We start from the raw sequence: 23,096 nt of genomic DNA, 5'->3' as shown, positions 1-23,096 counted from the left end.
ACTCCCCATCGATTACGCCTCTGGGCCGCTGAGCACTGCGGCCCCGAGGTCGAGCAACTCGGCGGCCAGCGCCCGGCCAAGTCCCTCAGCTTCGGTCAAGTCACCGGTGGCGGACGCACGGAGAAGGTCGTTCTCCGGCGTCGCGGCGACCCCGCGCAGAGAAAGCCGATACACGACCTTCCCCTCGTCGTCGAGGTCTTCCACCACATCGGCCAGCGCGCCGACCGGCGCGCTGCAGCCCGCTTCGAGCGCGGCCAGCATGGCGCGCTCAGCGGTCACAGCGGCCCGGCTGGCCGAGTCGTCCAAAGTGGACTGGATCAGGTGCTCGGCATCGACGTCGTCGATCCGGCACTCGACTGCCAACGCACCCTGCGCGGGTGCGGGAAGCATCTGGATGGGCTCCAGGTTCTCGGTGATCTCGCTCGTGCGACCGAGGCGCGAGATGCCGGCGCGAGCCAGCACCACGGCGTCGAGCTCGCCGTTGCGAACCTTGCCGATCCGCGTGTCCACGTTGCCGCGCAACGGAACGATGTTCAGCCCGAGGCCGAGCGCCTCCAGCTGGGCAGCGCGACGCGGGGACCCGGTGCCCACAGTGGACCCCGCCGGCAGCTCGCCGAGCGTGAGACCGTCGCGCGCCACGAGGGCGTCACGCGGGTCTTCCCGCTGCGGCACGGCCGCGAGCACCAGACGCTTGTCCGGCGCGGTCGGCAGGTCCTTGTAGGAGTGGACGGCGATGTCGATCTCGTCGTTCGCGAGCGCGTCGCGCAGCGCGGACGTGAAGACGCCGATGCCGATCTGGGCGATCGGTGCGTCGGAGAGGTCGCCCGGCGTCTTGATGACGACGATCTCGACCTGAGCTCCGGCAGCCTTCAGCGCCTCGGCCACGGTCCCCGTCTGGGCAAGCGCCAATGCGCTGCCTCGGGTACCGATCCGTAGGGTGCGGGTCACCGCGTTTCACCATCCACAGAAGCTTGCTTGGTCTGACTGACAGCCCCAGGCGACTGGGGGTCGAGCCCGAACAGTTCGCGGAGAGCCTCCGCGTAGCCGGTACCACCCGGTGAGGACGCGAGCTCCTTCACCCGGACAGTCGGCGTGTGCAGGAGCTTGTCTACAACGCGGCGCACCGTCTTGGCCAATTCACCGCGTGTCGCGGGGTCCAGTTCGGGAAGTCGCGAATCAAGTCGGAGCAGCTCGGCGTCGACCACCTCGGCCGCGCGCTTGCGCAGTGCCGTGACGGTCGGCGTGACCTCGGCGGAACGCTGGCTCGCCAGGTACGCCTTGACCTCGTCGGCGACCAGCTGGGCCGCCATCCTGGCGTCCTTGCCGGCCGGGGCGTCCGAGAGCCGCCGCTGCAGCGTTTCCAGGTCCACCACACGAACGTTCGGCAGTTCGGCCGCGGCCGGGTCGACGTCCTTGGGCAGGCCCAGGTCGCACACGACGAGCGGCCGGGTGCGCTGGGTGATCATGTCCGCGCGGACCACCGTGTCGACCGACCCGGTGCACGCGAAGACGATGTCCGCGAGATCGATCTCGCGGGCGAGCTGAGCCAGGTCGACGGCCGTCGCGGGGACGCCTTCGGCCGTCAGCGAAGTGGCGAGACGCACACCGTTGGCCTGCGTCCGGTTCGCGATGACGACCTCGCCGATGCCCGCCCTGCGCAGGTGCGCGGCGGCCAGGCCACCCATGGCGCCCGCGCCGACGAGCAGCGCGCGCTTGCCCACAAGGGTGCCCAGCTCGGTCTCGGCGTCACCGAGGGCCTCGGACACGACCGACGCGCCCGCGTGGTCGATGCCGGTCTCGGTGTGCACGCGCTTGCCGACGCGCAACGCGTTCTGCGTGAGCTCGTGGACGGTCTTGCCGACGGTGCCCGCCTCGTCGGCCGCCGCGTACGCACCGCGCAGCTGGCCGATGATCTGGGACTCGCCGACGACCATCGAGTCGAGGCCGGCCGCGACGGAGAACAGGTGCTCCACGGCAGCGGCGGCGTAATGCACGTAAAAGTGCTCGTACAGCGACTGGGCGTCGACCTGGGCGTGCTGCGCGAGGACGTCCACGACCTCGGACATGCCGCCGTGGAACGACTCGACGACGGCGTAGACCTCGACCCGGTTGCAGGTCGACAGGACCATCGCCTCGGAGACGCTGGGAGCGGCGAGCAGCTGGCCGAGGACCTTGGACAGGTCCGGCTCGGCCACGGTGACGCGTTCCAGGACCGGGACTGGGGCGGTGCGGTGCGACAGACCGACTACGAGCACACTCATGTACTCACCACGTCTGCCGGAGCCGTCTGGCTCACGCTCACGGGCGAATCACCATCCCGTCCACACCGAGTCCGTTGCTGCCGACCGAGACCCCGCCGCCTGAGTTGTGCACAGCCTCGTCCGCACGTCGAGCGACGTGGAACGACAGGATCTGCATCTCGACCGCCAAGTCAACCTTGCGCACCTCGACGTTGTCTGGAACCTGAAGGACAACTGGTGCAAAGTTCAGAATGCACTGGACGCCCGCAGATACCAAACGGTCGCAAACCGACTGAGCCGCAGGCGGCGGCGTCGCGATGACGCCGATCGACACCTCGCGCTCGAGGCAGATCGCGGTGATCTCGTCGATGTGGTTGACGGGGATGCCCCCAACAGGGATTCCGATGAGATCGGCGTCCACGTCGAAGAGGGCGGTGACCGGGAAGCCACGGCCGGGGAACCCGCCGTAGTTGGCCAGAGCGTGACCAAGGTTACCGATGCCGACGACCGCAACCGAGTGGTTGCGAGTGAGCCCCAGAATGCGCTCGATGTGGCTCACGAGGACCTCGACGTCGTAACCGACGCCCCTCGTGCCGTACGAGCCGATGTAGCTCAGGTCCTTGCGGAGCTTCGCGGCGTTGACGCCGGCGGCCTGGCTGAGCTCCTCGCTGGAGACAGCGGTCACACCCTGGTCGGCCATGCCGGACAGGACGCGGAGGTACACGGCGAGCCTGGCCACGGCCGCCTCCGGGATCGCGCGGGCGCGTTCCCGGTCCGCAGGCTCCACAGGGGTGGTGGTCGTCTCACCTTCGCCCCGCTGTGATGCCACGCTCTCCGACCTCCGGGTGTGCTTCACCGCAGGGACCCCGCGGCGCTGGTGATACGCACACCGTACCGCTTGTGAACGCATGCACAAAGTCGGTGGTTGACGAAGACAGCGCTGGTCACAGGGCGTGACCAGCGCAGGTCCGCCTCATGATCACTACGGGGTGAGCACCTATTCGACGGTGAACGAGGCGGAATGCCAGCCGGTAGCGCCGTCGGGGACCGGATCCAGGCGTGCCTGGTCCTGCGTGTAGCCGGATTTGTCCGTGGCGCGGCACTCGACCGTGTGACTACCGGGTTTCAGGTCGAGCTCGAGTCGCCACATGCGCCACGTGCTGTCGCTGACGTCCGCCCCGAGCTGCGCCTCCTGCCACGGGCCGCCGTCCGCCCTGACCTCCACCTTGGCCACGCCCCTCGGCTGGGCCCACGCGGTGCCCGCGACGACCGTCCTGCCCTGGACCCTGCCCTGCCGCTTGGGCCGGTCGATCCGCGACATGGTCTTGATGGGCGCTTTTGTCGCCCAACCCCGCGGCATCCAGTAGCCCTGTTCCTTGGCGAACGTGGTGATGTTGAGATCGGTCACCCACTTCGTCGCGGAGATGTAGCCGTACAGGCCTGGCACCACGAGCCGCGCCGGGAAGCCGTGCTCGGCGGGCAGCGGTTCGCCGTTCATGGCGATGGCGATCAGGCCCCGTTCGAGCACGTAGTCGAGGGGGCTGCCCGCGGTGAACCCGTCGTCACTGGTGCTGAACAACTGGTCCGCGCCCGCTTTGACGCCCGCTTCCCGGAGCACGTCGCCGATCCGGATGCCGGTGAAGTCGGCCGTGGAGATGTACGGGCCGCCGACCTCGTTGGACACGCAGGTCAGCGTGACGGTCTCCTCGACGAGGTCTCGCCGGCGGATCTCGTCGAAGGTCAGCACCGTCGGCCGCTCGACCATGCCGTGCACCCGCAGCGTCCAGTCCTCCGCGCGGATCCGCGGCACGCTCAGCGCCGTGTCGATCCGGTAGAAGTCCTTGTTGCTGGTGATGAAGCTCGGCGTGCCGTCCTTGACGAAGTCGGCGTTGACCGGGATCTCGGGGGCCTTGGTCTTCGGCGTGAGATCACCGACGGCCGCTCTCGAACCCTCGACGTCGGTCCGGCTGCCGAACACTTGCCCCGCGATGCCCGCCGCGGCCGCGACCCCTGCCGTGATCAGGAAGGCGCGCCTGGACTCGTTGTCCTGGGTCTCCCTGTGCAGGTAGCGGAACACGTAGAGGCCGACGGCGAGGCTGGCGAGCGGTGCCAGGACGCTGAGCTGGCCGATGTCCGGCCTGCTCAGCACGGCCGCGAGGCCCACGAGGCCGAGGACGACCGCGGTGACGGAGCCCGGCAGCGGGGACCTGGTGCTGGCGAGGCCCGCGGCGATCGCGATGCCCGCGAGCACGACGGCCATGCCGGTCAGCAGCACGAGCTTGTCGTACGTGCCGAACGTGGTGACCGCGAATTCCTTCAGCCAGGACGGCGTGAGGTCGATCGCGGCGTTGCCGACCGCCAGGTACGGCGAGGCGCTGAGGCCCACGAAGGCCGCCACCAGGTGCCCGGCCGCGAGCGCGGCGACGAGGGCGAGCAGTCCGGTGAGTGCGGCCTTGGCGGGCTTCATACCTCTCATTCGACACCTATGTGGCGTTGGTTCGCGCGAGCCGTAAGGCCCCGGTAATCAATCCGCGAGGGCCGCCCGCAGGCGGTCCTCCTCCACCTTCCAGTAGCCGTGCTCAGCACCGTCGATCAGGAACACCGGCACCCGGTCGCCGTACTCGGCCCGCAGCTCCGGGTCGGCGTCCACGTCCTCGACGGACCAGGTGGCGCCCAGCTCGCCGCAGATCCGCTCGATCTCGGCCGCGGCGACGTGGCACGAGTGGCACGTCTCGCGGCTCATCACCGTCACGTGGTGGGCCATCGGTCAGGCCCCCAGCGGCTTGCGCAGCACGGCGCGGGCCAGCTTGCCGGTCGGTGAGTGGGGCAGGGCCGGGGCGAACTCGACCGAGGTCGGCACCTTGAACTTGGCGAGCCGGGCCGCGCAGTGGGCCACGACCTCGTCGGAGGTCAGCGACTGCCCGTCGCGCAGCACGAGCACGACCTTCACCGACTCGCCGGTCTTCTCGTCCGGCACGCCGACGGCCGCGGCCTCGACCACGGCGGACAGCTCACCGAGGACCTGCTCGACCTCGTGCGGGTAGACGTTGAAGCCGTTCACGATGATCAGGTCGCCGGCGCGGTCGACCAGGTGCAGGTCGCCGTCCGCGTCGATGAAGCCGACGTCGCCCGTGCGGAACCAGCCGCTCGAGTCCGGGCCGTACGCGCCGTCGGGCCAGTAGCCGGAGAAGAGGTTGTCGCCCTTCGCGGACACCAGGCCGGTGCCCGGCTCGTCCTCGTCGATGTCGAGCACCGAGCCGTCGGTGTCGACCAGGCGGATCTGCACGCCGGGCAGCGCCTGGCCGACGGAGCCCTGCTTCGGCACGCCGCCGACCAGCGTGGACGTCAGCACCGGGCCGGTCTCGGTGAGGCCGTAGCCCTCGTAGACCGGGATGCCGATGGCGGTGCGCATCTCGTCGATGACCCCCGCCGGGAGCGGTGCGGCGCCGGACGTGAAGAGTCGGACCGTGGCCAGTTTTTCGCGCAGCACCTCGACCGGGTTCGCCAGCAGCGCCCGGTACATGGGCGGCACGCCGACCATCGTGGTCACGCGGTGCTGCTCGATGACGTCGAGCGCGGCGGCCGGGTCGAAGCGCTCCAGCAGGACCGCCGTGGCGCCAGCACCCGCCACCTGCAGCAGGCCGGGGCCGAGGCCGTAGACGTGGAACAACGGCAACGCCAGCAGCACCCGGTCGCCCGCGGTCACGGGCGCGGGGCGCAGGGAGGCGCACTGCGAGACGTTCGCGAGCAGCGCGCGGTGCGACAGCATCGCGCCGCGCGGCACGCCGGACGTGCCCGAGGTGTAGCCGAGCACCGCGAGGTCCTCGCCGCCGCGGAGGGCCTCGAACGGCTCGGCGGTGGCGGTGACGTCCGGAACGTCGAGCACGGTCGCGTCCGAGCCCTCGCCGTCGCCCACCAGGAGCGTGGCGCCGGAGTCGGCCAGGATGCGCTGCAGCTCGCGCGGCGGGTTGCCGGGGCCGGTGGGCACCAGGACGCCGCCCGCGCGCAGCACGCCGAAGACGGCGACCACGAACTCGGGGCAGGTGGGCAGCCGTACCGCCACTCGGTCGCCGGGTTCGAGACCGGAATCGGCCAAACGGCGGGCGAAAGCATCGACGGCACCGTCGATGGTTTCCCACGTGAGGCTCTTACCGCTCGCTACGTCGACCAAGGCGACGTGGCTCGGCCCCCGCTGTGCCGAAGCACGGACCAGATCTGCGACATTGCGAGCGGAAGTCAACATGGCCTCCTCATGAACAACTGGACGCTCCGAGCAGTCTTCCACGCGTGGCCAGCGTCATGAAGCCGCGGTTCGTGCGTCTCCACATCGCAACACCGTCCGCTACCTACTACGGAGTAACAACACGTATGCTGCCGCCACGGCGACTCTGTGGAGGTGCCGCCAGCCGATGACCGCACGGGCGCGACCGAACACGATCAGGACCACCCGAAGCATGACGGGAGGTCAGCACGACAACCCCGGCGACGAGCCGTGGCAGCTCGTCAAGGCCGCCCAAGAGGGTGACACCGGGGCGTTTGGCGTGCTCTACGACAAGTACGTCGACATGGTCTTCCGCTACGTCCTCTTCCGGGTGGGCGGCGATCGCGCGTTCGCCGAGGACGTGACCAGCGAGACGTTCCTGCGTGCGCTGCGCAGCATCGGTTCGGTCAGCTATCAGGGGCGCGACGTCGGCGCCTGGTTCGTGACGATCGCCCGCAACATCGTGTTCGACCACGTGAAGTCGAGCCGCTACCGGCTCGAGGTCACCACGGCCGAACTGCAGGACAACCGCGAGGAGACCAGCGGTCCCGAGCAGGAAGTCATGACCGAGGCGACCAACGCGGAGCTGCTCCGGTGCGTCTCTCAACTGGGTGACGATCAGCGCGAGTGCATCGTGCTGAGGTTCATCGAAGGCAAGTCGGTGTCCGAGGTCGCGCAGCTCATGGACCGCAACGAGGGCGCCGTGAAGGCACTGCAACACCGGGCCGTACGACGGCTCGCGCAAATTCTGCCGGGCTGGTTGCGGTGATCACCGTCGCTAACGCGTAACCCCAAGCAGATCAACTTCGTTACTCGGGCTGAGATGGACGGCAAGGGAAGAACACCGCGGTGGCGGCACACAGAGCACGAGCGGTTCGCTCGTGCGGTGGAAGGCGGTCCACAGCCGGTCGGCGGTGAGGACCTCGCTGAGGACCTCGCGATCGTCGACCTGCTCCGGCGCATGGACGCCGGCCCGGACGCCGAGACGCGCGAGCGCATGAAACAGCGCATCCTGACCGCGCCCCCGCCCGAAAAGCCATTGGTGCTCTCGTCGGTAAGACGGGTGGGAGCGCGTGGGCGATTAGCAGTCGCAGCGGCCGCTGTGCTCTGCCTGCTGATGTCGCTCGGTGGTATGAGCGTGCTGCTCAGCCGTGACGCGCTCCCGGGAGACCCGCTCTACGGCGTGAAGCGCACCGCCGAAGGCGCCTCGCTGGGCCTCACCTTCGACGACGAGTCCCGGGCGCTGAAGCACCTGGAGTTCGCCGCATCCCGAATGACCGAGATGGAGACCCTGGCGGAACGTTCCTCCACGGCCTCCGACCACCTCACCGCGCTGGCCGACATGGACGCCGACGCGGTGGAGGGCGCGCGCCAGCTGACGACGTACGCGACCTCGTCCGACGAGCGCGCGCTGCCGTCGCTGCGCGACTGGGCGCTGGCCCAGTACATGAAGCTCGGCACCCTTCGCCCGCGCCTGCCAGGTGAGGCGGGTCCGCACGCGGACACCACGATGTGGCTGCTGGCGAGCATCGCCCAGCGCGCCCACGACCTGGCCGCCCGCACCGGCTGCGCTCAGGTGGCGGGCAGCGAGTCCGACTCGCTCGGCCCGCTGCCGTCCAAGCAGGACTGCGCGACCGTGGTGACGGACCCGAACTCGTCGTCGGGCCGCGATCCGTCCTCGGTGCCGCCGACCAAGTCAGGCGTGCCGTCGAGTTCGGTGCAGCCGCCCGCGCAGCCCACGCAGTCGGTCCTGCCAGGCTCCTCGACGCCTCCGGCGGGACAGCCGGGCACCTCCACCCCGCCGTCCGCAGGCAAGCCCGGAATCACGATTCCGCTGCCGTTGCCGCTACCCAGCATCTCGCTGCCGCTGCTCCCCGGTATCAGCTTCGGCTGAGTCGGGGGTTTACCGCCGGACCTGATCGCTAGGCTTGTGACATGGCAAGCAAGCGTGAAGCGGAGAGCGACCGGCTGGCCGAACTCGCCGGCGAGGCATCGGCCGAGGCGGCGGTGCAGGCTGCCGCGATGGCGCCCGAGCTCGAAGCGTCGCTGGCGGTGCCCACCGACCTGACCGCGGCCGCGTTCTTCGACGTCGACAACACGATGATGATGGGCGCGTCGATCTTCCACTTCGCCCGCGGCCTGGCCGCGCGCAAGTACTTCTCGTCGTCCGACCTGGCGGGCTTCGTCTGGCAGCAGCTGAAGTTCCGGGTCGGCGGCCGCGAGGACCCGGAATCCGTCAAAGCCTCCCGCGAGCAGGCCCTCTCCTTCGTGGCGGGCCGCAGCGTCGCCGAGCTGGTCTCGCTCGGCGAGGAGATCTTCGACGAGCTGATGGCCGACCGGATCTGGAAGGGCACCCAGGCCCTCGCCCAGATGCACCTCGACGCAGGTCAGCGCGTGTGGCTGGTCACCGCGACGCCCGTCGAGCTCGCCCAGATCATCGCCCGCCGCCTGGGCCTGACCGGCGCGCTGGGCACGGTCTCGGAGTCCGAGGACGGTGTCTACACCGGCCGGCTCGTCGGCGACCTGCTGCACGGCAAGGCGAAGGCCCAGGCGGTGCGGTCACTGGCCGCCAAGGAGGGCCTCGACCTGCGGCGATGCACCGCCTACTCGGACTCGTCCAACGACGTGCCGATGCTCTCGGTGGTCGGTACGGCCGTGGCGGTGAACCCGGACTCGCAGCTGCGGGAGATCTCGCGGCGCAAGGGGTGGGAGATCCGCGACTTCCGGACCGGGCGGAAGGCGGCCAAGATCGGCGTGCCTTCGGTGCTGGGTGCTGGGGCGTTGGCTGGGGCGGTGGCGGCGACGCTGGCGTACCGGCGCCGGGTCAAGTAGCTGTGCTCGTTCACGCGTAACCGGAGCATGAGCGGTGAACTCCCCGGAGGGAAGCGCCGGGGCGCATCAGGGGTCCCTCGCCGCTCTGACCTGCCGGTCGCCACGGCACCCAGAACGCCTGTTGGTGGTAGAAAAAAGCCTGTTGACCTTGAGTAAGTGGTACTTGCAGACGCCATCAGCGGTCGGTGAGACCGAGGTCGCGCCACCCCTGCTCGCCTGCAGCCGTCAGCACGACCGCGCGGCTCGTGCCGATCCGACGCAACCAGCCCCGCTCGAAGAACACCCCGCAAAGGTGTGCCCCAGCAGCACCGGCGAGGTGCGGCACGCGCTCCGTCCAGTCCAGGCAAGCCCTGCTGACCTGCCGCTTGGACGGCTCGAACCCCAGCTCCTTCAGCCACACCATGCCCGGTTCGGTGACCGCGAGATCCGCGCTGACCACGCCCAACTCCACCAGGCCAGACTTCAACGCGATGCCCAACCCACCGGCGAGATGGTCGTAACAGGTCCGCCCCCGCGCCATCGCCGCTGACACCGCAGCCGTCCGCAACGTGCGCGGCCGCGCGGGAGGCCCGGCGAAGGCGGTCATCGTCTCCAGCAACTCGGCGACGTGCGGTCCCGCCAGCGCCACGTACCGGTGCCGCCCCTGCCGGTGCTCCACGAGCAGTCCACCCTCGATCAGGCGGGTGAGGTGCTCGCTGGCGGTCGAAGCGGCCACGCCCGCGTGCTGGGCCAGCTCGTTCGCCGTCCAAGCGCGTCCGTCCAGCAGAGCCCCGCAGAACGCGGCGCGAGTCCTGTCTGCGAGCAGGCGAGCCAGTGCTTCCACGACAGCCATTCTGGGGGCGGAACACTTCGGCCCGCGCCGAAACGTCGCGGGCCTAGCGTCAACAGCATGAGCGAAGAGTTGCTGGGCCTACCAGTCCCGTCCGTCCCCGACAGCGACCGCGGAGTGGCCTGGCTGCGGGCGAACGTCGTCCGCTTCAGCAACGGGGCCGAGCACGCGCGGAGGCGGGCGCTCACGAACAGCCTCATCCACAACGTCGAGGCTGACACGCTCGAAGAGCTCGCGACCGCGCTCAGCCTGCCCGGCTCGCTGGATGACATCGCGAAGATCGCACCGGCCTACCAGCCGCACGAGCCGATCACCGCCGAGGCCGACGCCGCCGTCGAGCGGCTGGCCAAGAACAAATCCGAGGAGACAGCCGCCAGGATCGGGCTGCTCGTGCAAGCCTGGGCGGCCACCCACGCGCTCGCCGAGCACCTGCGCACCGGGAACCCCGCACCGCCCGTTCCGATCACCCGCAGGGCAACGGCGAGCGGCATCGTCGAGGTCAGCCTGGACAACCACCCGTTCGGGCACGGGGCGCACGCCTGTCCCGGGCAGAAGCTCGCGACGAGGATCGCCAAGAACATGGCGTTCCGCGCGCTGCACCACCAGGACGTGCCGCTGATCCTCCCCAACGCCTGGGACCACGCCTCGGGAGCGGCCCTCGCCGAGCACTTCCTGGCCGTCGGCACGACCAGCCTCGGGGTAGCGGCGGCCGCGGGCATCCCGGACGGCGCAGGCCTGGCCAAGAAGCAGGCAATCGCGCTGGCCGAGCTGCTGAGGGACCTGCCCGTTCCCGTCACGATCGACCTGGAGTCCGGGTTCTCCGACGACCACGACGAGGTGGCCGAGCTCGTGGCCGGCCTCGGGGTCGCGGGCATCAACCTCGAAGACGGCCGGCCGCACGGGCTGGCCGACCCTGCGGAGCAGGCCGAACTCATCGCCAAGGTCAAAGAGCGCGCTCCCGGCGTGTTCCTGAACGCCCGCGTCGACACCCACTGGCAGGGCGTCGCGATCACCGAGACCGTCGATCGCGCGAAGCGGTACGCCGAGGCCGGCGCCGACGGGATCTTCGTGCCGGGCGTGACCGAGCCGCACCAGATCGAGGCGTTGGCGCACCTCGGGCCGTTGAACGTGCTCGCCCAGCAACGCACCCCGGAAGAGCTCGGCGCCCTCGGCGTCAAACGCATCAGCACCGGCTCGCTGCTGTTCCGGGCCGCGCTCCACCACACCGTCGCGGCCGCACAGGCGGTCCGCGACGGACGGGAACAGCCGATCGCGTTCAGCTACGCCGAGGTGCAGGGCCTGGTCAGCCCAGGAACACGTTCCGCCGCTGGGTGAGCAGCCGGTACAGGGTCTGCTGGATCGTCTCCCGCACCTGGTCGGTGAGGTTGAAGACGAGCATCGGGTCGTCGGCCGCGTTCTCGCCGAACACGTCGGTGCGGATCGGCTCACCGAACTCGATGTACCACTTCGAGGGCAGCGGGATGGCGCCCAGCGGCCCGAGCAGCGGGAAGAACGGCGTCACCGGGAAGTACGGGAAGCCGAACAAGCGCGCGAGGGCCTTGATGTCGCCGATCATCGGGTAGATCTCCTCGGCCCCGACGATCGAGCACGGGATGATCGGCGCGCCGGTCTTCAACGCCGCCGAGACGAACCCGCCGCGGCCGAAGCGCTGCAGCTTGTAGCGGTCCTTGAACGGCTTGCCGATGCCCTTGAAGCCCTCCGGCCACACCCCGACGAGCTCACCGGACGACATCAGCCGCTCGGCGTCGGGGTTGCAGGCGAGCGTCTGGCCGGACTTGCGGGCCAGCGCACCCAGCACGGGTGTGCGGAACACGAGATCCGCGCCGAGCATGCGCAGGTGCCGCTGGGCCGGGTGCTCGGCGGCGATGCCGTACGAGGTCATCAGGGCGTCCAGCGGCAAGGTGCCGGAGTGGTTCGCCACCAGCAGTGCTCCGCCGGCCGCCGGGATGTTCTGCAGCCCGATCGTCTCGACGCGGAACCACTTCTCGTACAACGGCTTCAGCGGCGGCATCAGCACGTTCTCGGTCAGGTCGCGGTCGAACCCGAACTCGTCGATCTGGTACTCGCCCGCGATCCGCCTGCGGGCGAACGACAACAGGTCCGTCAGCCTGCGTTCCCAGTCCGGTGTCTCGGACTGCTGCTGCGCGGGCTCGGGAACCACCTCGACGTGGCGCGATCTGCGCGCGGCGTCGCGTTCCGGGTCGTGCAGCGGGATAACGCGTGCTCCTGCCACTGCGTTCATCTCCTCAAAGCAAAGATCAGCGGAAACGGGCGGCTGCGTCGAGGATTCCCCGTTCGGCCGACTCAATCATCTCCGGGTCGATGAGCGGGCGCAGGCCACGTCCGCTCACGTAGTCGTCGAACGCCTGCTGCGTGGTCCACCGCGGCGTGAACCCGAAGTCCTTCTTCAGCAGGGTGGTGTCGACCACGCGCCCCCAGTTGAGGAACCTCATCTGGTCTGGCGAGAAGTCGACGAGCCGGGCGCTCCGGAAGAAGCCTCCGACCGTGGGCACGGCGGCACTCGGCACCGGCAGGTTCAGCCTGCCCGCACGACGAATCGCCTGCGACAGCAGCAGCACGCCGTCGCCGCCCACGTTGTACACACCTGGCAGGTCGTGCAGCGTCGCGCGCTCCAGGACCGCCAAGGCGTCCTCGGAGTGCAGCAGCTGCACACGAGCGTCGTAACCCAGGACGGTGGGCACGACCGGGAGAGCGAAGTAGCGCGTCAGCACCGTGTCGATGCGCGGGCCGATGAAGTTCGTGAAGCGCAACGTCGTGACGTTCACGTCCGGCCTGCGGCGGCCGAACCCGCGCACATAGCCCTCGACCTCGACCGCGTCCTTGGCGTAACCGGACGACGGCAGGTCCTTCGGGCCCATGTCCTCGGTGAACACCGCGGGGTCACGCGACGAAGACCCGTACACGGCGCTCGTGGACTTCACGACGAGCTTCTGCACCTTCGGCGACTTCTGGCACGCGGCCAGCAGCTGCATGGTGCCGATGACGTTCATCTCCTTCATCACCGTGCGACCGGTGGGCCCGGCCGGACTGGCGGTGACCGAGGCGTGGACGACCGTGTCCACGTTCGCGGTGGAGATGACCTTGCTGATCAACGGGTTGCGGATGTCCGCGCGCACGAACTCCGCCCTGCCCATCCGGCGCAGGAGATCGCGTGGCGGCGGCTCGGTGTCCACACCGAGCACGCGCTCGATGTCCGGGTTCGCGGCGAAGCGCGCGGCGAGGTGGCCGCCGAGGAAGCGGCTGACTCCGGTGACGAGGACGACCTTCGGCGTCATGCGACTCCAAGCAGGAGGGGTGTTGCGATCCGACGATGCTACAAGCCAATTCGGAAACCGGAGGGGGCCGGAACGCCGTCTTGACGCAGGTCACGCAGGCTTTACCGGCTAATCACCCGAACGGCGGCGACCGTTCCCGTGTTTCCCCGCGACTCGTCCCAGTGGGTGATATTCCGTGCTAACGCAACCACCGCCGGCCCCTGCGAGAGGGACCGGCGGTGGCGAGAGCGCATGCGGGCTTACTTGCCGCGCTTCCTGCGCTGGACACGGGTCTTGCGCAGCAGCTTGCGGTGCTTCTTCTTCGACATGCGCTTGCGGCGCTTCTTGATGACCGAGCCCATGCGGGATCCTTAGCTCTAGACGTTGCTTTGACTGGCGCGCCCCAGCCTTGGCCGTGTCAAGCACGGCGCGCCGGTAAGCACGATCGGCCTACCAGTCTACCCGCTGGGGTTCGCCAGCCTTCAGCCAGCGTCGAAGTACGCGTTCTCGAGGTATGCGTGCACCGCCTTTTCGGGCACCCGGAACGACTTGCCGACCCGCACCGCGGGTAGCTCTCCGGAGTGCACCAGCCGGTACACGGTCATCTTCGAGACCCGCATCATCGAGGCCACCTCGGCCACGGTCAGGAACTGGACCTGAGCGAGACCTGTTCGTTCGTTCTCCTTCGCAGGCATAAATCACCGCATCCTTCGACACGTGTCGTGCCGTCGGTCTTCCCCACCGACGGTTCGACACGCACGTGCTCTCTTGAGAGTAGCGGGACTGGTGTGACTCCTGCGACGTCCGACCAGTGATCGTTTCGGTCAGTCTTCGTGCTGACGGCCCAGCTCGACCGATCGGTCCCTGGCCGATTCGATGGCCGCCAGCAGGGCCGCACGGACGCCGTGCCGCTCCAGCTCGCGGATCGCCATGATGGTCGTTCCCGCAGGTGAGGTCACTGCCTCACGCAGGATGACGGGGTGCGACGAGCCCTCGGCGAGCATCGTCGCGGCACCCACCGCCGACTGGATGATCAGCGTGGACGCGAGGTCGCGCGGGATGCCGAGCAGGATGCCCGCGTCGATCATGGCCTCGACCAGGAAGAAGAAGTAGGCGGGCCCGGAACCGGACAGCGCCGTCACCGCGTCCTGCTGCGACTCCGGCACGACTGCGACCTTGCCCACGGTCGAGAGCAGCTCCTCGACGACCTTCAGGTGCTCGGGCGTCGCGTTGGAACCGCCGGAGACGGCGCTCATCGCCTCACCGACGAGCATCGGCGTGTTCGGCATGACCCGCACGACCGGGGTGCCCTCGGGCAGCCTGCGCTCGTACAGGGCCGTCGGCAGGCCCGCGCACAGCGACACGATGAGCGTGCCCGCCCGCAGCACCGGCTTGAGCTCGGTGAGCAACGGCTCGATGTCCTGCGGCTTGACCGCGACGATCAGCACATCGGCCGCCGCGGCCGCGCCGGCGATCGTCGTGCCCTCGACGCCGTACTGCTCGGTGAGCGAGCGCGCACGTTCCTCGTGCTTCTCGGTGAACATCAGATCGGCGGCCGCACGACCGCCCTGCAGAAGCCCGGACAGCAGCGCCTCACCGATCTTGCCCGCGCCGAGCACCGCGATCTTCGTCATCGGTCAAGTCTCACACAGTGCTCTCAGACGGCAGGTGTCAACGCCAGCTGCCTCGCCTGGCACACCAGCCGCCCGGCCGAGTCGATCACCGTGGCGTCCTCGTCGAACCACTGCCCGTGCACCGCCTGGCAGGTGACGTGGATGCGCAGCCAGCCAGGCGCGGGCCTGGCCCGCAGCAACGCCGTCAGCTGCACGGTCGGCGACCACCCGAAGCGGCCGAGGTTGAACGTCACCGGCATCGACAGATCGCCGGCCAGCAACGCGAAGTACGGGTCGGGCTGCTCCTCGGTCGGCCGCGCCCACAGCTTGAGCGTCAGCGGCCCGTCGGTGCGCCGGTCGAGGAACTTCGCGCTCTCCCGGTCCACCCGCAGGTCGCAGAGGCTGCCGACCTTGTAGACGCCGCCGGTGGGGAACGTCGCGAGCTCCACCGAATCGGGCGGCGGCGCGGCCGGGATCGACGGCAGGTTCACGTAGTCGGCGCGGTGCTCGGGGATCCGCCCCGTCGTCACGCTCGCCTCCACGCACACCTGACCGCGCTGCTCCAGCGCCACCGCGACCACCGTCGCCGTCCGGCCTGCCTTGCGCACATCGGTCCTGACCAGCACCGGCCCGATCTCCGGCGCCCGCAGGAACTGCGCGGACACCGCCAGCGGGTCGCCGCCGGCGATCTGGGCGGCCGCCCGAGTCATCACCGCGAGCAGGAACCCGCCGTGGGGCTTCGGACCTACGGTCCACTCGGCGGGCAGGGACGCGGTGAAGGTTCCGTCACCGAGGGAACGCACCGCGCTCGACTTCGTGAAGGTCATGAGCGGCTGGCCAGCGACCGCAGGAAGAAAGTCACGTTGGCAGGTCGTTCTGCAAGTCGCCGCATGAGATATCCGTACCACTGCTCGCCGTAAGGGACATAAACGCGAGTCCCGAGGCGCTTCTGCTCGTCCGGCCGGATGCCGTAGAGCATCTGGTACTCGAAGTCGGTTTTGTCATACCAGCGGGCCCGCTCGCCAATGATCTCGATCAACCGCGGGTCGTGTGTGGCGAACATCGGGTACCCCTCTCCAGCGAGGAGAACGTTCAGGCACCGCACGTAGTTCAGGTCGACCTCGTGCGGGTCCTGGATCGCCACCTCCGGCGGCTCCGCGTAGGCACCCTTGACCAGCCTCACCCTGCTTCCCGGCCCGGCCAGCGCCTTGCAGTCGTCCAGCGTCCGGTACAGGTACGACTGCAGCACCGCCCCGACCCACGGCCAGCTCCGCCGCAGCTCCAGCAGAACCCGCAGGGTCGAGTCCGTGGTGGTGTGGTCCTCCATGTCCAACGTCACAGTCGTGCCGCACTGCTCGGCGGCGGCACAGATCCGGGAGGCATTCGTCAGGGCGAGCGACTCGTCGAGCGACTGCCCGACCGCCGACAGCTTCACGCTGACCTCGGAGTCGCGGGCCAGCCCGGCCGCGTGGAGCGCGTCGAGCAGCTCCAGGTACGCCTGCACGGTGTTCTCGGCCTGGGTCTTGTCCGTGGTGTGCTCGCCGAGGTAGTCCAGCGTGACCGGCAGCCCGAGGTCTCGCACCACCTCGACGGCGTCCGCGGTGCTCTCGCCCGCGACGAAGCGCTTCACCACGTCGCGGCTGATCGGCGCACTCGCGACGAGGTGGCGGACAGTCTCGTTGCGAGACGCGGCCATGATCAACGCTCGCAGCGGGTTCACATCTCGAACCCTAACTCGCGATCGGCCAGTCCAAGTGCAGCCGCGCGAACAACAAGGCCTCGGCCAGCATCTCCCGCCGAGCCGACGGCGACACCGCGCGCCGGGTGTTGACCTCCAGCACGACCTGGCCGTCGAATCCGCCGCGCGCCAGCATCTCGCAGAGCTCGGCACAGGGCTGGGTCCCACGGCCCGGAATCATGTGCTCGTCCTTGGGCGCACCGGAGCCGTCGGCGAGGTGGATGTGCCGCAACCCGTCGCCCATCCGCTTCGCCAGTTCCAGCGCGTCCACGTGCGCTGCGGCCGAGTGCGACAGGTCCAGGGTGTAGTTGCGGTGTCCCACGTCGGTCGGGTCGATCGACGGCTTGAACGCCGTCATCTGCACCGACCGCCCACGCCCCAGGGGCCGCTTCACCGGGAACATGTTCTCCACCGCGATCGCGATGCCGCTCTCGTCCTCCAGTTCGGAGACCAGCGCGGCGAACCCGTCCGCGTACCGCCGCTGCCACCGGAACGGCGGGTGCAGCACGACGGTCGGCGCCCCGAGGTCCTGTGCCGCGCGAACGGACTTGCGCAGCCGCTCAGCCGGGTCCGGCGACCACACCCGTTGCGAGATCAGCAGGCAGGGAGCGTGCACGGCGAGCACCGGCTGGCCCGATCGGGACGACAGGCGGTCGACCGCGCGGATGTCCTGCGACACCGGGTCGGCCCACACCATCAGCTCGACACCGTCGTAGCCCAGTTCGGAGGCGATCTCGAACGCCGCTCCGGCGGGCTGCGGGTAGACCGATGCCGTGGAAAGCCCGACCGGGATGCTGGCCGTCAACTCTTCACCAGCAGCATCGCCGCTGGTGAGACAGTGACGATCAGGCCGACCAGGATGGCCAGAAGGGTGGTTTGGAGATCGTCCGCTCGGCGGATCTTGCGAACCAGCAACACCAGACCCACAGTAACGGCCAACGCCACGACGAGTGCGGCCACGGCCTGCGTGCGCCACAGGAAGTTGAAGGCCAGCCACAGGGCGGCACCACCGAGCACGCCGACGGCGAGCTGGCCGATCATGATCAGCCACTCCTTGCCGGGCGAACGCTCCTCGGCCTCCTCCGGCTCTTCGTCGGCCTCGGCGGCGTCGTCCAGGCCCGCGGGGCCCTCGTCCTCCTGGTCGTCGTCGGCGAGGTAGTCGTCCTCGGCGCGGTAGACGGCGTACTCCTGCGAGTCGTCGTCATCCACGTACGGGCCGGCGTGCGCAGCGGTCGACTCCATCGGAGGCAACGCGAGGTCCGTCTTCGCGTTCATCTCCTCGTCGCTGAACCAGTCGTCGGCTTCGACGTTCGGCAGCGGTTCCGGCAGCTTCGGCGGGGCCGGCGGCACGATCAGCACCGACTCGGTCTCCAGCGCGGCGATCTTGTCCACCGGCGCCTTCGCCGGGATGCGCGGGAGCTGCTCGGTCATCGCCTCACGGGGCGGGGGACCGGGCTTCTGGACCGGGGGTGGCACCGGCTTCGGCGGGCGGGGGATGTTCGTGCGCGACGGGGCCGGCGGCGCGGCCGCGTCGAGGCGTGCGTCGATCCGCGCGGCGTCCGGGCGCGGCAGGTCGGAGCGCGACGGGGCGTCGGGCCGGGGCAGGTCGGACCGCGACGGCTGGTCGCGGACCTGCGGCACCTGCCGGGTCTGCTCGGCGGCAGCGGCCGGCGGTGGTGCGGGCATGGGCGCCGGTCTGCGCACCTGCGGCGGCCCTGCGGGCGGGGCCACCGGCGGTTTCTGCTGGTAGGCAGCCGGCGGTGCGACCGGGGGAGGTTCGGGGGCCGCGCGACGACCGGACGGAGGTGGCTCGTCGTCGCGGATCGCCATCAGCCTGCCGCTGTCGGACAGGACCCGTTCGATGATCGTCTGGGGTGCGGTCTCCGGCTGCTGCGAGTCGTCCTCGTCATCGGCCGCTCGGCGGCGTCGCCGACGTGGCGCCGCCTCTGAGCTGCCGCCGTATTGGGCGAGCAGTTCAGCGACTGTGCGCTGCGTGTGCTCCGATCCGCTCTCTCGACTCATCAACTCCACCGTGCCCCGGTCTGGCCAGTACGTCCAGTATCGCTCGCCTGGTCCGTCCCATCAGTGTGGTCCAGCCGCCGGAGGATGACACCCTCCCGGAGTGCCCAGGGGCAAATCTCCAGCTGCGTGAGTGACAGGGCTCGCATCGTTGCCTCCGCGACCAGCGCGCCCGCGACGAGCTGGTGCGCGCGAGATGTGCTCACGCCTTCCAGTTCGGCGAGGTCGCCGGCCGACATCCGGGAAATGAACGCGATCAGCTGCCGCAGGCCCGCGTCGGTGAGCACGCGTCGTGCCCTGGGCCCGGCAGACGATGGCGCGGCCCCGGTGAGCCGCGCCAGCGTTCGGAACGTTTTTGAGGTTGCAACCACCCGATCGGGTTCACCCGCGCGTTTCAGCTTCCGCGCCACGGGCGCGAGCTGTTCGGCGAGCCATTCGGTGGTCTCGCGGACCTCCGAGCGCCGGGGCGGGTCCTTCTTGAACCGGGTCCTGGTCAACCGGCCCGCGCCCAGCGGCACGGAGAAGGCCATGTCGGGGTTCTCGTCGCGACCGACCGCGAGCTCCAGCGAGCCGCCGCCGATGTCGAGGGACAGCAACCTGCCCGCGGACCAGCCGTACCAGCGGCGGACCGCGAGAAAGGTGTAGCGGGCCTCGTCCTCGCCGGACAGGACCTGGAGATCGACCCCGGTCTCGGTGCGCACCCGGTCGAGCACCTCGGACGAGTTGCCCGCCTCGCGCACGGCCGAGGTCGCGAACGCCATCAGATCGTCGCAGCCGGACCGCTTGGCCGATGCCTTCGCGGCGGCCACGGCACGAACCAGCTGGTCAGCGCCCGGCTTGGCGAGCTGACCCTTGCCGTCGAGCTGCTCGGCGAGACGCAGGATCGTCTTCTCGGACGTCATCGGGATGGGGTGGGCACCACGATGTGCGTCCACCACGAGTAGGTGGACGGTGTTGGACCCCACGTCGAGAACGCCCAGGCGCACGCCGGAAACGGTACCTGGTCGTGTCCGTCAGGACTCGAACTTGTAACCGAGACCCCTCACGGTCACCAGGTGCCGCGGGGCCGACGGGTCCGGTTCGATCTTCGACCGCAGCCGCTTGACGTGCACGTCCAGCGTCTTCGTGTCACCGACGTAGTCGGCGCCCCACACGCGGTCGATCAGCTGACCGCGGGTCAGGACCCGTCCCACGTTGCGGAGCAGGTACTCGAGGAGGTCGAACTCCTTGAGCGGCAGGCTGATGTCCTGGCCGGCGACGGTGACGACGTGCCGTTCCACGTCCATCCGCACCGGGCCCGCCTCGAGGATCTGCGGCAACAGGTCCTCGGACTCGCCGCCGCGGCGCAGCACCGCGCGGATGCGGGCGATGAGCTCACGGGCCGAGTACGGCTTGGTGACGTAGTCGTCCGCGCCCAGTTCCAGGCCGACGACCTTGTCGATCTCGCTGTCGCGCGCGGTCACCATGATCACCGGCACGGCGGAGCGCTGCCGCAGCTGCTTGCAGACGTCGGTGCCGCTCATGCCCGGGAGCATGAGGTCGAGCAGCACGATGTCGGCACCGTTGCGGTCGAACTCCTCCAGCGCCTCCTGGCCGGTGGCCGCGAGCGCGGCGGTGAACCCTTCCTTGCGCAGCAGGAAGGCGAGCGGATCGGCGAAGGACTCCTCGTCCTCCACGATGAGCACCCTGGTCATTGCTCTCCTCCTGGATCACCCGCGCCGGTCGGCACGAGGGGCGGGTTGGGTTCGGTCGTCGCGGCGGGAATCCGCAACGTGAAGGTGGACCCCGTTCCTGGCAGGCTCCAGAGCTTCACCTCACCGCCGTGGTTGGCGGCGACGTGCTTGACGATCGCGAGCCCGAGGCCGGTGCCTCCGGTCGCCCGCGATCGAGCCTTGTCGACGCGGTAGAACCGCTCGAAGACCCGCGTCTGCTGTTCCTCGGCGATACCGATGCCGCGGTCGGTCACCGCGATCTCGACGTGCCCGTCCACCAGCCGGCGGCTCACGCTGACGGGGCTGCCGGGCGGCGAGTACGCGACCGCGTTGTCCAGCAGGTTCGTCAGCGCCGTGACCAGCAACGACCGGTCGCCGGGCACGACGAACCCGCTCGGCTCGTCGGTGGTGATCGAGATGTCGACCGACTCGGCGGCGAGCTTGGACCGCGACAGCGCCTCGTTGATCACGACGTCGATCTCGGTGTCGCTGAGTTCCGGCAGCTTCTCCGCGCCCTGCAGACGTGAGAGCGCGATCAGCTCGGTGACCAGCGTGCCGAGGCGCGTGGCCTCCTGCATGATCTTCGCGCTGAAGCGGCGGACCTCGTCCTGGTCGTCGCTCGCGTCCAGCACGGCCTCCGCCAGCAGCGCCAGCGCACCGACCGGGGTCTTGAGCTCGTGGCTGACGTTCGCCACGAAGTCACGCCGCGTCTTCTCCAGCCGCACGGACTCGGACTCGTCCGTGGCGTCGACCAGGATGAAGTTCTCGATGAGCTGCCGGACCACCGCGTGCACGGCCTCCGGCTGCCTGCCGCCGCGCTGGCCGTCGAGCGGCGAGAGGTCGACGTAGACGACCTCGTTGCTGCTCCGGACGGCTTCGGCGGCCTTGCGAGCGCGGTCGTCGACGCGGTTGTTGCGGACGACCCCGAGCTCCTCGGCACGCGGGTTGTGCAGCACCACGTCACCGAAGTGGTTCAAGACCACGATGCCGTCGTGCGAGTCGTGCACGACCCGCTGGATCAGGTCGGCGACCGTGAGGCCTTCCGGCTGCTTGGGCTGCCGCGGGGCGGTCAACCTGCCAACGAGGAATGCGGCGATCGCGCCGATGAGCGCGAGGCCGATCGACACAGCGAGGTAACCCGTTGTGGTCACGGGCGAATGGTAAGCAGCTGGCAGGTGTCTTGGCCTAGTACATGAGCGTGAACCGTGACGCCCGCGACACCTGAGTGGACGGTTGTTCCGTCCCTGGTCAGGCGCTGTTCACCCAACCGTGTCCTGAGACGGCTTCATGGCGCGAAAAGCACGTTCGGGCCGTCTATTGGCCCGGACGTGCTTTTCGCGCCAAAGCAGTCAGCGGCCCTGGTTGGCCACCGCGGCAATGGCGTCCTTGGCGGCGTCCGGGTCGAGGTATTCGCCACCCGGCTTGAGCGGCTTCAGCTCCTCGTCGAGGTCGTAGCGCAGCGGGATGCCGGTCGGGATGTTCAGCCCGGCGATGGCCTCGTCCGAGATGCCGTCGAGGTGCTTGACCAGCGCGCGCAGCGAGTTGCCGTGCGCGGCCACCAGCACGGTCTTGCCGGTGCGCAGATCCGGCACGATCGACGACTCCCAGTACGGGATCATCCGCTTCACGACGTCCAGCAGGCACTCGGTCAGCGGCAGGTCGGGGCCGAGGTCCGCGTAGCGCGGGTCGGTGTCCTGGCTGAACTCGCTGCCCGGCTCGATGGGCGGCGGCGGGGTGTCGTAGGAGCGGCGCCAGAGCATGAACTGCTCCTCGCCGAACTCCGCCAGCGTCTGCTTCTTGTTCTTGCCCTGCAACGCGCCGTAGTGACGCTCGTTGAGGCGCCAGTCGCGCTTGACCGGGATCCAGTGCCGGTCGGCGGCGTCGAGCGCCAGGTTGGCGGTCATGATCGCCCGGCGCATCAGGCTGGTGTGCAGGATCTCCGGCAGGACGCCGGCCTCTTTGAGGAGCAGACCGCCGCGACGGGCCTCCTTCTCGCCCTTCTCCGACAGGGGAACGTCCACCCAGCCGGTGAACAGGTTCTCCGCGTTCCACGTGCTCTCGCCGTGGCGGAGCAGCACCAAGGTTCCGACAGACATGGCGGCTAGCCTGCCATGCCGACCCGCCTGCCGTACCCCGGCCGGTCACCGTGATCCACGCCATGGGACTCGTCGGTGTAGACGTGGATCTCCAGCCCGTCCGGGTCGTTGAAGACCAGCAGCCAGCCGATGCTCGCCTCGATCTCCGGCGAGTGGGGAATCTCGAGTTCGTCGAGGTGCTCGATCCACTCGTTGAGGTCCGCGCGGGTCTCCACGGCCCAGTTGACCGGGTCGAAGCCGGCGAGCGCGGCCGCCTTCTCCGGGTTGAGCCGGAGACTCAGTCCCGCGGCTCCGTTGCTCACGTAGCCCGAAACGCCCCGGACGACACCGTCCGCGTCCTCGAACTCCCACGAGACCTCGAACCCGAAGACCTCGCCGTACCACTCGGTACTGGCTTGGAGATCGGTCACCGGGATCTTCACGCCTCTGATGCCTCTGAGCTGCGCCATGAGTTGCTCCA

The 23,096-nt window shown here is 69.5% G+C and carries 25 protein-coding genes; 4 read left to right on the top strand and 21 right to left on the bottom strand.

The annotated features are described in order from the left end of the window. Nucleotides 1-12 precede the first annotated feature (12 nt). The 6 genes from hemC to ACIA8G_RS24800 all read right to left on the bottom strand — a co-directional run bounded on the left by hemC (nt 13) and on the right by ACIA8G_RS24800 (nt 6,483). Nucleotides 13-948: a hydroxymethylbilane synthase gene (gene hemC / locus ACIA8G_RS24825; RefSeq protein WP_396421038.1), complete on the bottom strand. Its 936-nt coding sequence runs from the start codon at nt 946-948 to the stop codon at nt 13-15. After that, nucleotides 945-2,261 (bottom strand): glutamyl-tRNA reductase, encoded by a 1,317-nt coding sequence (locus ACIA8G_RS24820; RefSeq protein ID WP_396421037.1) that lies wholly within the window; start codon nt 2,259-2,261, stop codon nt 945-947. Before ACIA8G_RS24820 ends, hemC begins: the two co-directional genes overlap by 4 nt. A 37-nt stretch (nt 2,262-2,298) precedes the next feature. After that, a complete protein-coding gene (locus ACIA8G_RS24815; protein WP_396421274.1) occupies nt 2,299-2,994 on the bottom strand; it encodes a redox-sensing transcriptional repressor Rex in 696 nt (231 codons plus the stop codon). A gap of 243 nt (nt 2,995-3,237) precedes the next feature. After that, nucleotides 3,238-4,707: a molybdopterin-dependent oxidoreductase gene (locus ACIA8G_RS24810; RefSeq protein WP_396421036.1), complete on the bottom strand. Its 1,470-nt coding sequence runs from the start codon at nt 4,705-4,707 to the stop codon at nt 3,238-3,240. Between the two features lie 57 nt (nt 4,708-4,764). Next, nucleotides 4,765-5,004 carry a glutaredoxin family protein gene (locus ACIA8G_RS24805; protein WP_396421035.1) on the bottom strand — a complete coding sequence of 80 codons (240 nt, stop codon included), beginning with the start codon at nt 5,002-5,004 and terminating at the stop codon, nt 4,765-4,767. A 3-nt stretch (nt 5,005-5,007) separates the two neighbouring features. Then, entirely contained in the window at nt 5,008-6,483 is a 1,476-nt protein-coding gene (locus ACIA8G_RS24800; protein ID WP_396421034.1) for an AMP-binding protein, read from the bottom strand. Nucleotides 6,484-6,694: 211 nt separating this feature from the next. Here ACIA8G_RS24800 and ACIA8G_RS24795 point away from each other — a divergent pair, with 211 nt between their 5' ends. Genes ACIA8G_RS24795 through ACIA8G_RS24785 form a run of 3 tightly spaced genes read left to right on the top strand, consistent with a single transcriptional unit; the run spans nt 6,695 to nt 9,333 of the window. After that, the gene (locus ACIA8G_RS24795) at nt 6,695-7,270 is read left to right on the top strand and encodes a sigma-70 family RNA polymerase sigma factor (RefSeq protein WP_396421033.1); all 576 of its coding nucleotides are present in this window, start codon (nt 6,695-6,697) and stop codon (nt 7,268-7,270) included. 54 nt (nt 7,271-7,324) lie between these two features. Then, nucleotides 7,325-8,395 (top strand): DUF5667 domain-containing protein, encoded by a 1,071-nt coding sequence (locus tag ACIA8G_RS24790; RefSeq protein WP_396421032.1) that lies wholly within the window; start codon nt 7,325-7,327, stop codon nt 8,393-8,395. Between the two features lie 41 nt (nt 8,396-8,436). Further along, nucleotides 8,437-9,333, top strand: coding sequence for an HAD family hydrolase (locus tag ACIA8G_RS24785; protein WP_396421031.1), 897 nt, complete (start codon nt 8,437-8,439; stop codon nt 9,331-9,333). Between the two features lie 175 nt (nt 9,334-9,508). Here ACIA8G_RS24785 and ACIA8G_RS24780 read toward each other — a convergent pair whose 3' ends face one another. Further along, nucleotides 9,509-10,165, bottom strand: a complete 657-nt coding sequence (locus tag ACIA8G_RS24780; RefSeq protein WP_396421030.1) for an ArsR/SmtB family transcription factor — start codon at nt 10,163-10,165, stop codon at nt 9,509-9,511. A 57-nt stretch (nt 10,166-10,222) separates the two neighbouring features. On the opposite strand from ACIA8G_RS24780, the gene ACIA8G_RS24775 reads away from it, so the two are divergent. Beyond that, complete coding sequence (locus ACIA8G_RS24775) at nt 10,223-11,497, top strand: isocitrate lyase/phosphoenolpyruvate mutase family protein (RefSeq protein ID WP_396421029.1); 1,275 nt, start codon at nt 10,223-10,225, stop codon at nt 11,495-11,497. Here the strand turns inward: ACIA8G_RS24775 and ACIA8G_RS24770 are convergent. The 14 genes from ACIA8G_RS24770 to ACIA8G_RS24705 all read right to left on the bottom strand — a co-directional run bounded on the left by ACIA8G_RS24770 (nt 11,466) and on the right by ACIA8G_RS24705 (nt 23,085). Further along, entirely contained in the window at nt 11,466-12,425 is a 960-nt protein-coding gene (locus tag ACIA8G_RS24770; protein ID WP_396421028.1) for a lysophospholipid acyltransferase family protein, read from the bottom strand. The genes ACIA8G_RS24775 and ACIA8G_RS24770 overlap by 32 nt on opposite strands. 16 nt (nt 12,426-12,441) lie before the next feature. Beyond that, nucleotides 12,442-13,479, bottom strand: coding sequence for an NAD-dependent epimerase/dehydratase family protein (locus ACIA8G_RS24765; protein WP_396421027.1), 1,038 nt, complete (start codon nt 13,477-13,479; stop codon nt 12,442-12,444). 239 nt (nt 13,480-13,718) lie between these two features. Continuing rightward, a complete protein-coding gene (locus ACIA8G_RS24760) occupies nt 13,719-13,820 on the bottom strand; it encodes a 30S ribosomal protein bS22 (protein ID WP_015105422.1) in 102 nt (33 codons plus the stop codon). A gap of 120 nt (nt 13,821-13,940) precedes the next feature. Beyond that, complete coding sequence (locus ACIA8G_RS24755) at nt 13,941-14,153, bottom strand: helix-turn-helix domain-containing protein (RefSeq protein WP_030477960.1); 213 nt, start codon at nt 14,151-14,153, stop codon at nt 13,941-13,943. Nucleotides 14,154-14,282: 129 nt separating this feature from the next. Next, on the bottom strand, nt 14,283-15,092 hold the full coding sequence (gene proC, locus ACIA8G_RS24750; RefSeq protein ID WP_396421026.1) for a pyrroline-5-carboxylate reductase: 810 nt from the start codon (nt 15,090-15,092) through the stop codon (nt 14,283-14,285). 23 nt (nt 15,093-15,115) lie between these two features. Then, nucleotides 15,116-15,898, bottom strand: a complete 783-nt coding sequence (locus ACIA8G_RS24745; RefSeq protein ID WP_396421025.1) for a thioesterase family protein — start codon at nt 15,896-15,898, stop codon at nt 15,116-15,118. After that, complete coding sequence (locus ACIA8G_RS24740) at nt 15,895-16,791, bottom strand: proline dehydrogenase family protein (protein WP_396421024.1); 897 nt, start codon at nt 16,789-16,791, stop codon at nt 15,895-15,897. The genes ACIA8G_RS24745 and ACIA8G_RS24740 overlap by 4 nt, the downstream gene beginning before the upstream one ends. Before the next feature lie 10 nt (nt 16,792-16,801). Continuing rightward, complete coding sequence (locus tag ACIA8G_RS24735; RefSeq protein WP_396421023.1) at nt 16,802-17,614, bottom strand: sugar phosphate isomerase/epimerase family protein; 813 nt, start codon at nt 17,612-17,614, stop codon at nt 16,802-16,804. Beyond that, the gene (locus ACIA8G_RS24730; RefSeq protein WP_396421022.1) at nt 17,611-18,831 is read right to left on the bottom strand and encodes a hypothetical protein; all 1,221 of its coding nucleotides are present in this window, start codon (nt 18,829-18,831) and stop codon (nt 17,611-17,613) included. Before ACIA8G_RS24730 ends, ACIA8G_RS24735 begins: the two co-directional genes overlap by 4 nt. Further along, on the bottom strand, nt 18,831-19,814 hold the full coding sequence (locus tag ACIA8G_RS24725; protein WP_396421021.1) for a hypothetical protein: 984 nt from the start codon (nt 19,812-19,814) through the stop codon (nt 18,831-18,833). The genes ACIA8G_RS24730 and ACIA8G_RS24725 overlap by 1 nt, the downstream gene beginning before the upstream one ends. A 27-nt stretch (nt 19,815-19,841) precedes the next feature. Beyond that, nucleotides 19,842-20,522: a response regulator transcription factor gene (locus ACIA8G_RS24720; protein WP_030477953.1), complete on the bottom strand. Its 681-nt coding sequence runs from the start codon at nt 20,520-20,522 to the stop codon at nt 19,842-19,844. Beyond that, entirely contained in the window at nt 20,519-21,691 is a 1,173-nt protein-coding gene (locus ACIA8G_RS24715) for a sensor histidine kinase (RefSeq protein WP_396421020.1), read from the bottom strand. Before ACIA8G_RS24715 ends, ACIA8G_RS24720 begins: the two co-directional genes overlap by 4 nt. 198 nt (nt 21,692-21,889) lie before the next feature. Beyond that, the gene (locus tag ACIA8G_RS24710; RefSeq protein ID WP_396421019.1) at nt 21,890-22,636 is read right to left on the bottom strand and encodes a phosphoglyceromutase; all 747 of its coding nucleotides are present in this window, start codon (nt 22,634-22,636) and stop codon (nt 21,890-21,892) included. Nucleotides 22,637-22,641: 5 nt separating this feature from the next. Next, on the bottom strand, nt 22,642-23,085 hold the full coding sequence (locus ACIA8G_RS24705; protein WP_396421018.1) for a VOC family protein: 444 nt from the start codon (nt 23,083-23,085) through the stop codon (nt 22,642-22,644). Nucleotides 23,086-23,096: the final 11 nt, after the last annotated feature.

Origin of the sequence: Lentzea sp. NPDC051213 (assembly GCF_044455585.1) — a bacterium.
Classification (GTDB): domain Bacteria; phylum Actinomycetota; class Actinomycetes; order Mycobacteriales; family Pseudonocardiaceae; genus Lentzea.
Note: the sequence above shows the minus strand (reverse complement) of the source record. Positions and strands in the feature narration are given on the sequence as shown.

Excerpts from the sequence above, each read along its gene's own strand:
- ACIA8G_RS24820 (WP_396421037.1), bottom strand. The coding sequence starts at position 2,261 with ATGAGTGTGCTCGTAGTCGGTCTGTCGCACCGCACCGCCCCAGTCCCG.
- ACIA8G_RS24810 (WP_396421036.1), bottom strand. The coding sequence starts at position 4,707 with ATGAAGCCCGCCAAGGCCGCACTCACCGGACTGCTCGCCCTCGTCGCC.
- ACIA8G_RS24805 (WP_396421035.1), bottom strand. The coding sequence starts at position 5,004 with ATGGCCCACCACGTGACGGTGATGAGCCGCGAGACGTGCCACTCGTGC.
- ACIA8G_RS24800 (WP_396421034.1), bottom strand. The coding sequence starts at position 6,483 with ATGTTGACTTCCGCTCGCAATGTCGCAGATCTGGTCCGTGCTTCGGCA.
- ACIA8G_RS24795 (WP_396421033.1), top strand. The coding sequence starts at position 6,695 with ATGACGGGAGGTCAGCACGACAACCCCGGCGACGAGCCGTGGCAGCTC.
- ACIA8G_RS24790 (WP_396421032.1), top strand. The coding sequence starts at position 7,325 with ATGGACGGCAAGGGAAGAACACCGCGGTGGCGGCACACAGAGCACGAG.
- ACIA8G_RS24785 (WP_396421031.1), top strand. The coding sequence starts at position 8,437 with ATGGCAAGCAAGCGTGAAGCGGAGAGCGACCGGCTGGCCGAACTCGCC.
- ACIA8G_RS24780 (WP_396421030.1), bottom strand. The coding sequence starts at position 10,165 with ATGGCTGTCGTGGAAGCACTGGCTCGCCTGCTCGCAGACAGGACTCGC.
- ACIA8G_RS24775 (WP_396421029.1), top strand. The coding sequence starts at position 10,223 with ATGAGCGAAGAGTTGCTGGGCCTACCAGTCCCGTCCGTCCCCGACAGC.
- ACIA8G_RS24770 (WP_396421028.1), bottom strand. The coding sequence starts at position 12,425 with ATGAACGCAGTGGCAGGAGCACGCGTTATCCCGCTGCACGACCCGGAA.
- ACIA8G_RS24765 (WP_396421027.1), bottom strand. The coding sequence starts at position 13,479 with ATGACGCCGAAGGTCGTCCTCGTCACCGGAGTCAGCCGCTTCCTCGGC.
- ACIA8G_RS24760 (WP_015105422.1), bottom strand. The coding sequence starts at position 13,820 with ATGGGCTCGGTCATCAAGAAGCGCCGCAAGCGCATGTCGAAGAAGAAG.
- ACIA8G_RS24755 (WP_030477960.1), bottom strand. The coding sequence starts at position 14,153 with ATGCCTGCGAAGGAGAACGAACGAACAGGTCTCGCTCAGGTCCAGTTC.
- proC (WP_396421026.1), bottom strand. The coding sequence starts at position 15,092 with ATGACGAAGATCGCGGTGCTCGGCGCGGGCAAGATCGGTGAGGCGCTG.
- ACIA8G_RS24745 (WP_396421025.1), bottom strand. The coding sequence starts at position 15,898 with ATGACCTTCACGAAGTCGAGCGCGGTGCGTTCCCTCGGTGACGGAACC.
- ACIA8G_RS24730 (WP_396421022.1), bottom strand. The coding sequence starts at position 18,831 with ATGAGTCGAGAGAGCGGATCGGAGCACACGCAGCGCACAGTCGCTGAA.
- ACIA8G_RS24720 (WP_030477953.1), bottom strand. The coding sequence starts at position 20,522 with ATGACCAGGGTGCTCATCGTGGAGGACGAGGAGTCCTTCGCCGATCCG.
- ACIA8G_RS24710 (WP_396421019.1), bottom strand. The coding sequence starts at position 22,636 with ATGTCTGTCGGAACCTTGGTGCTGCTCCGCCACGGCGAGAGCACGTGG.
- ACIA8G_RS24705 (WP_396421018.1), bottom strand. The coding sequence starts at position 23,085 with ATGGCGCAGCTCAGAGGCATCAGAGGCGTGAAGATCCCGGTGACCGAT.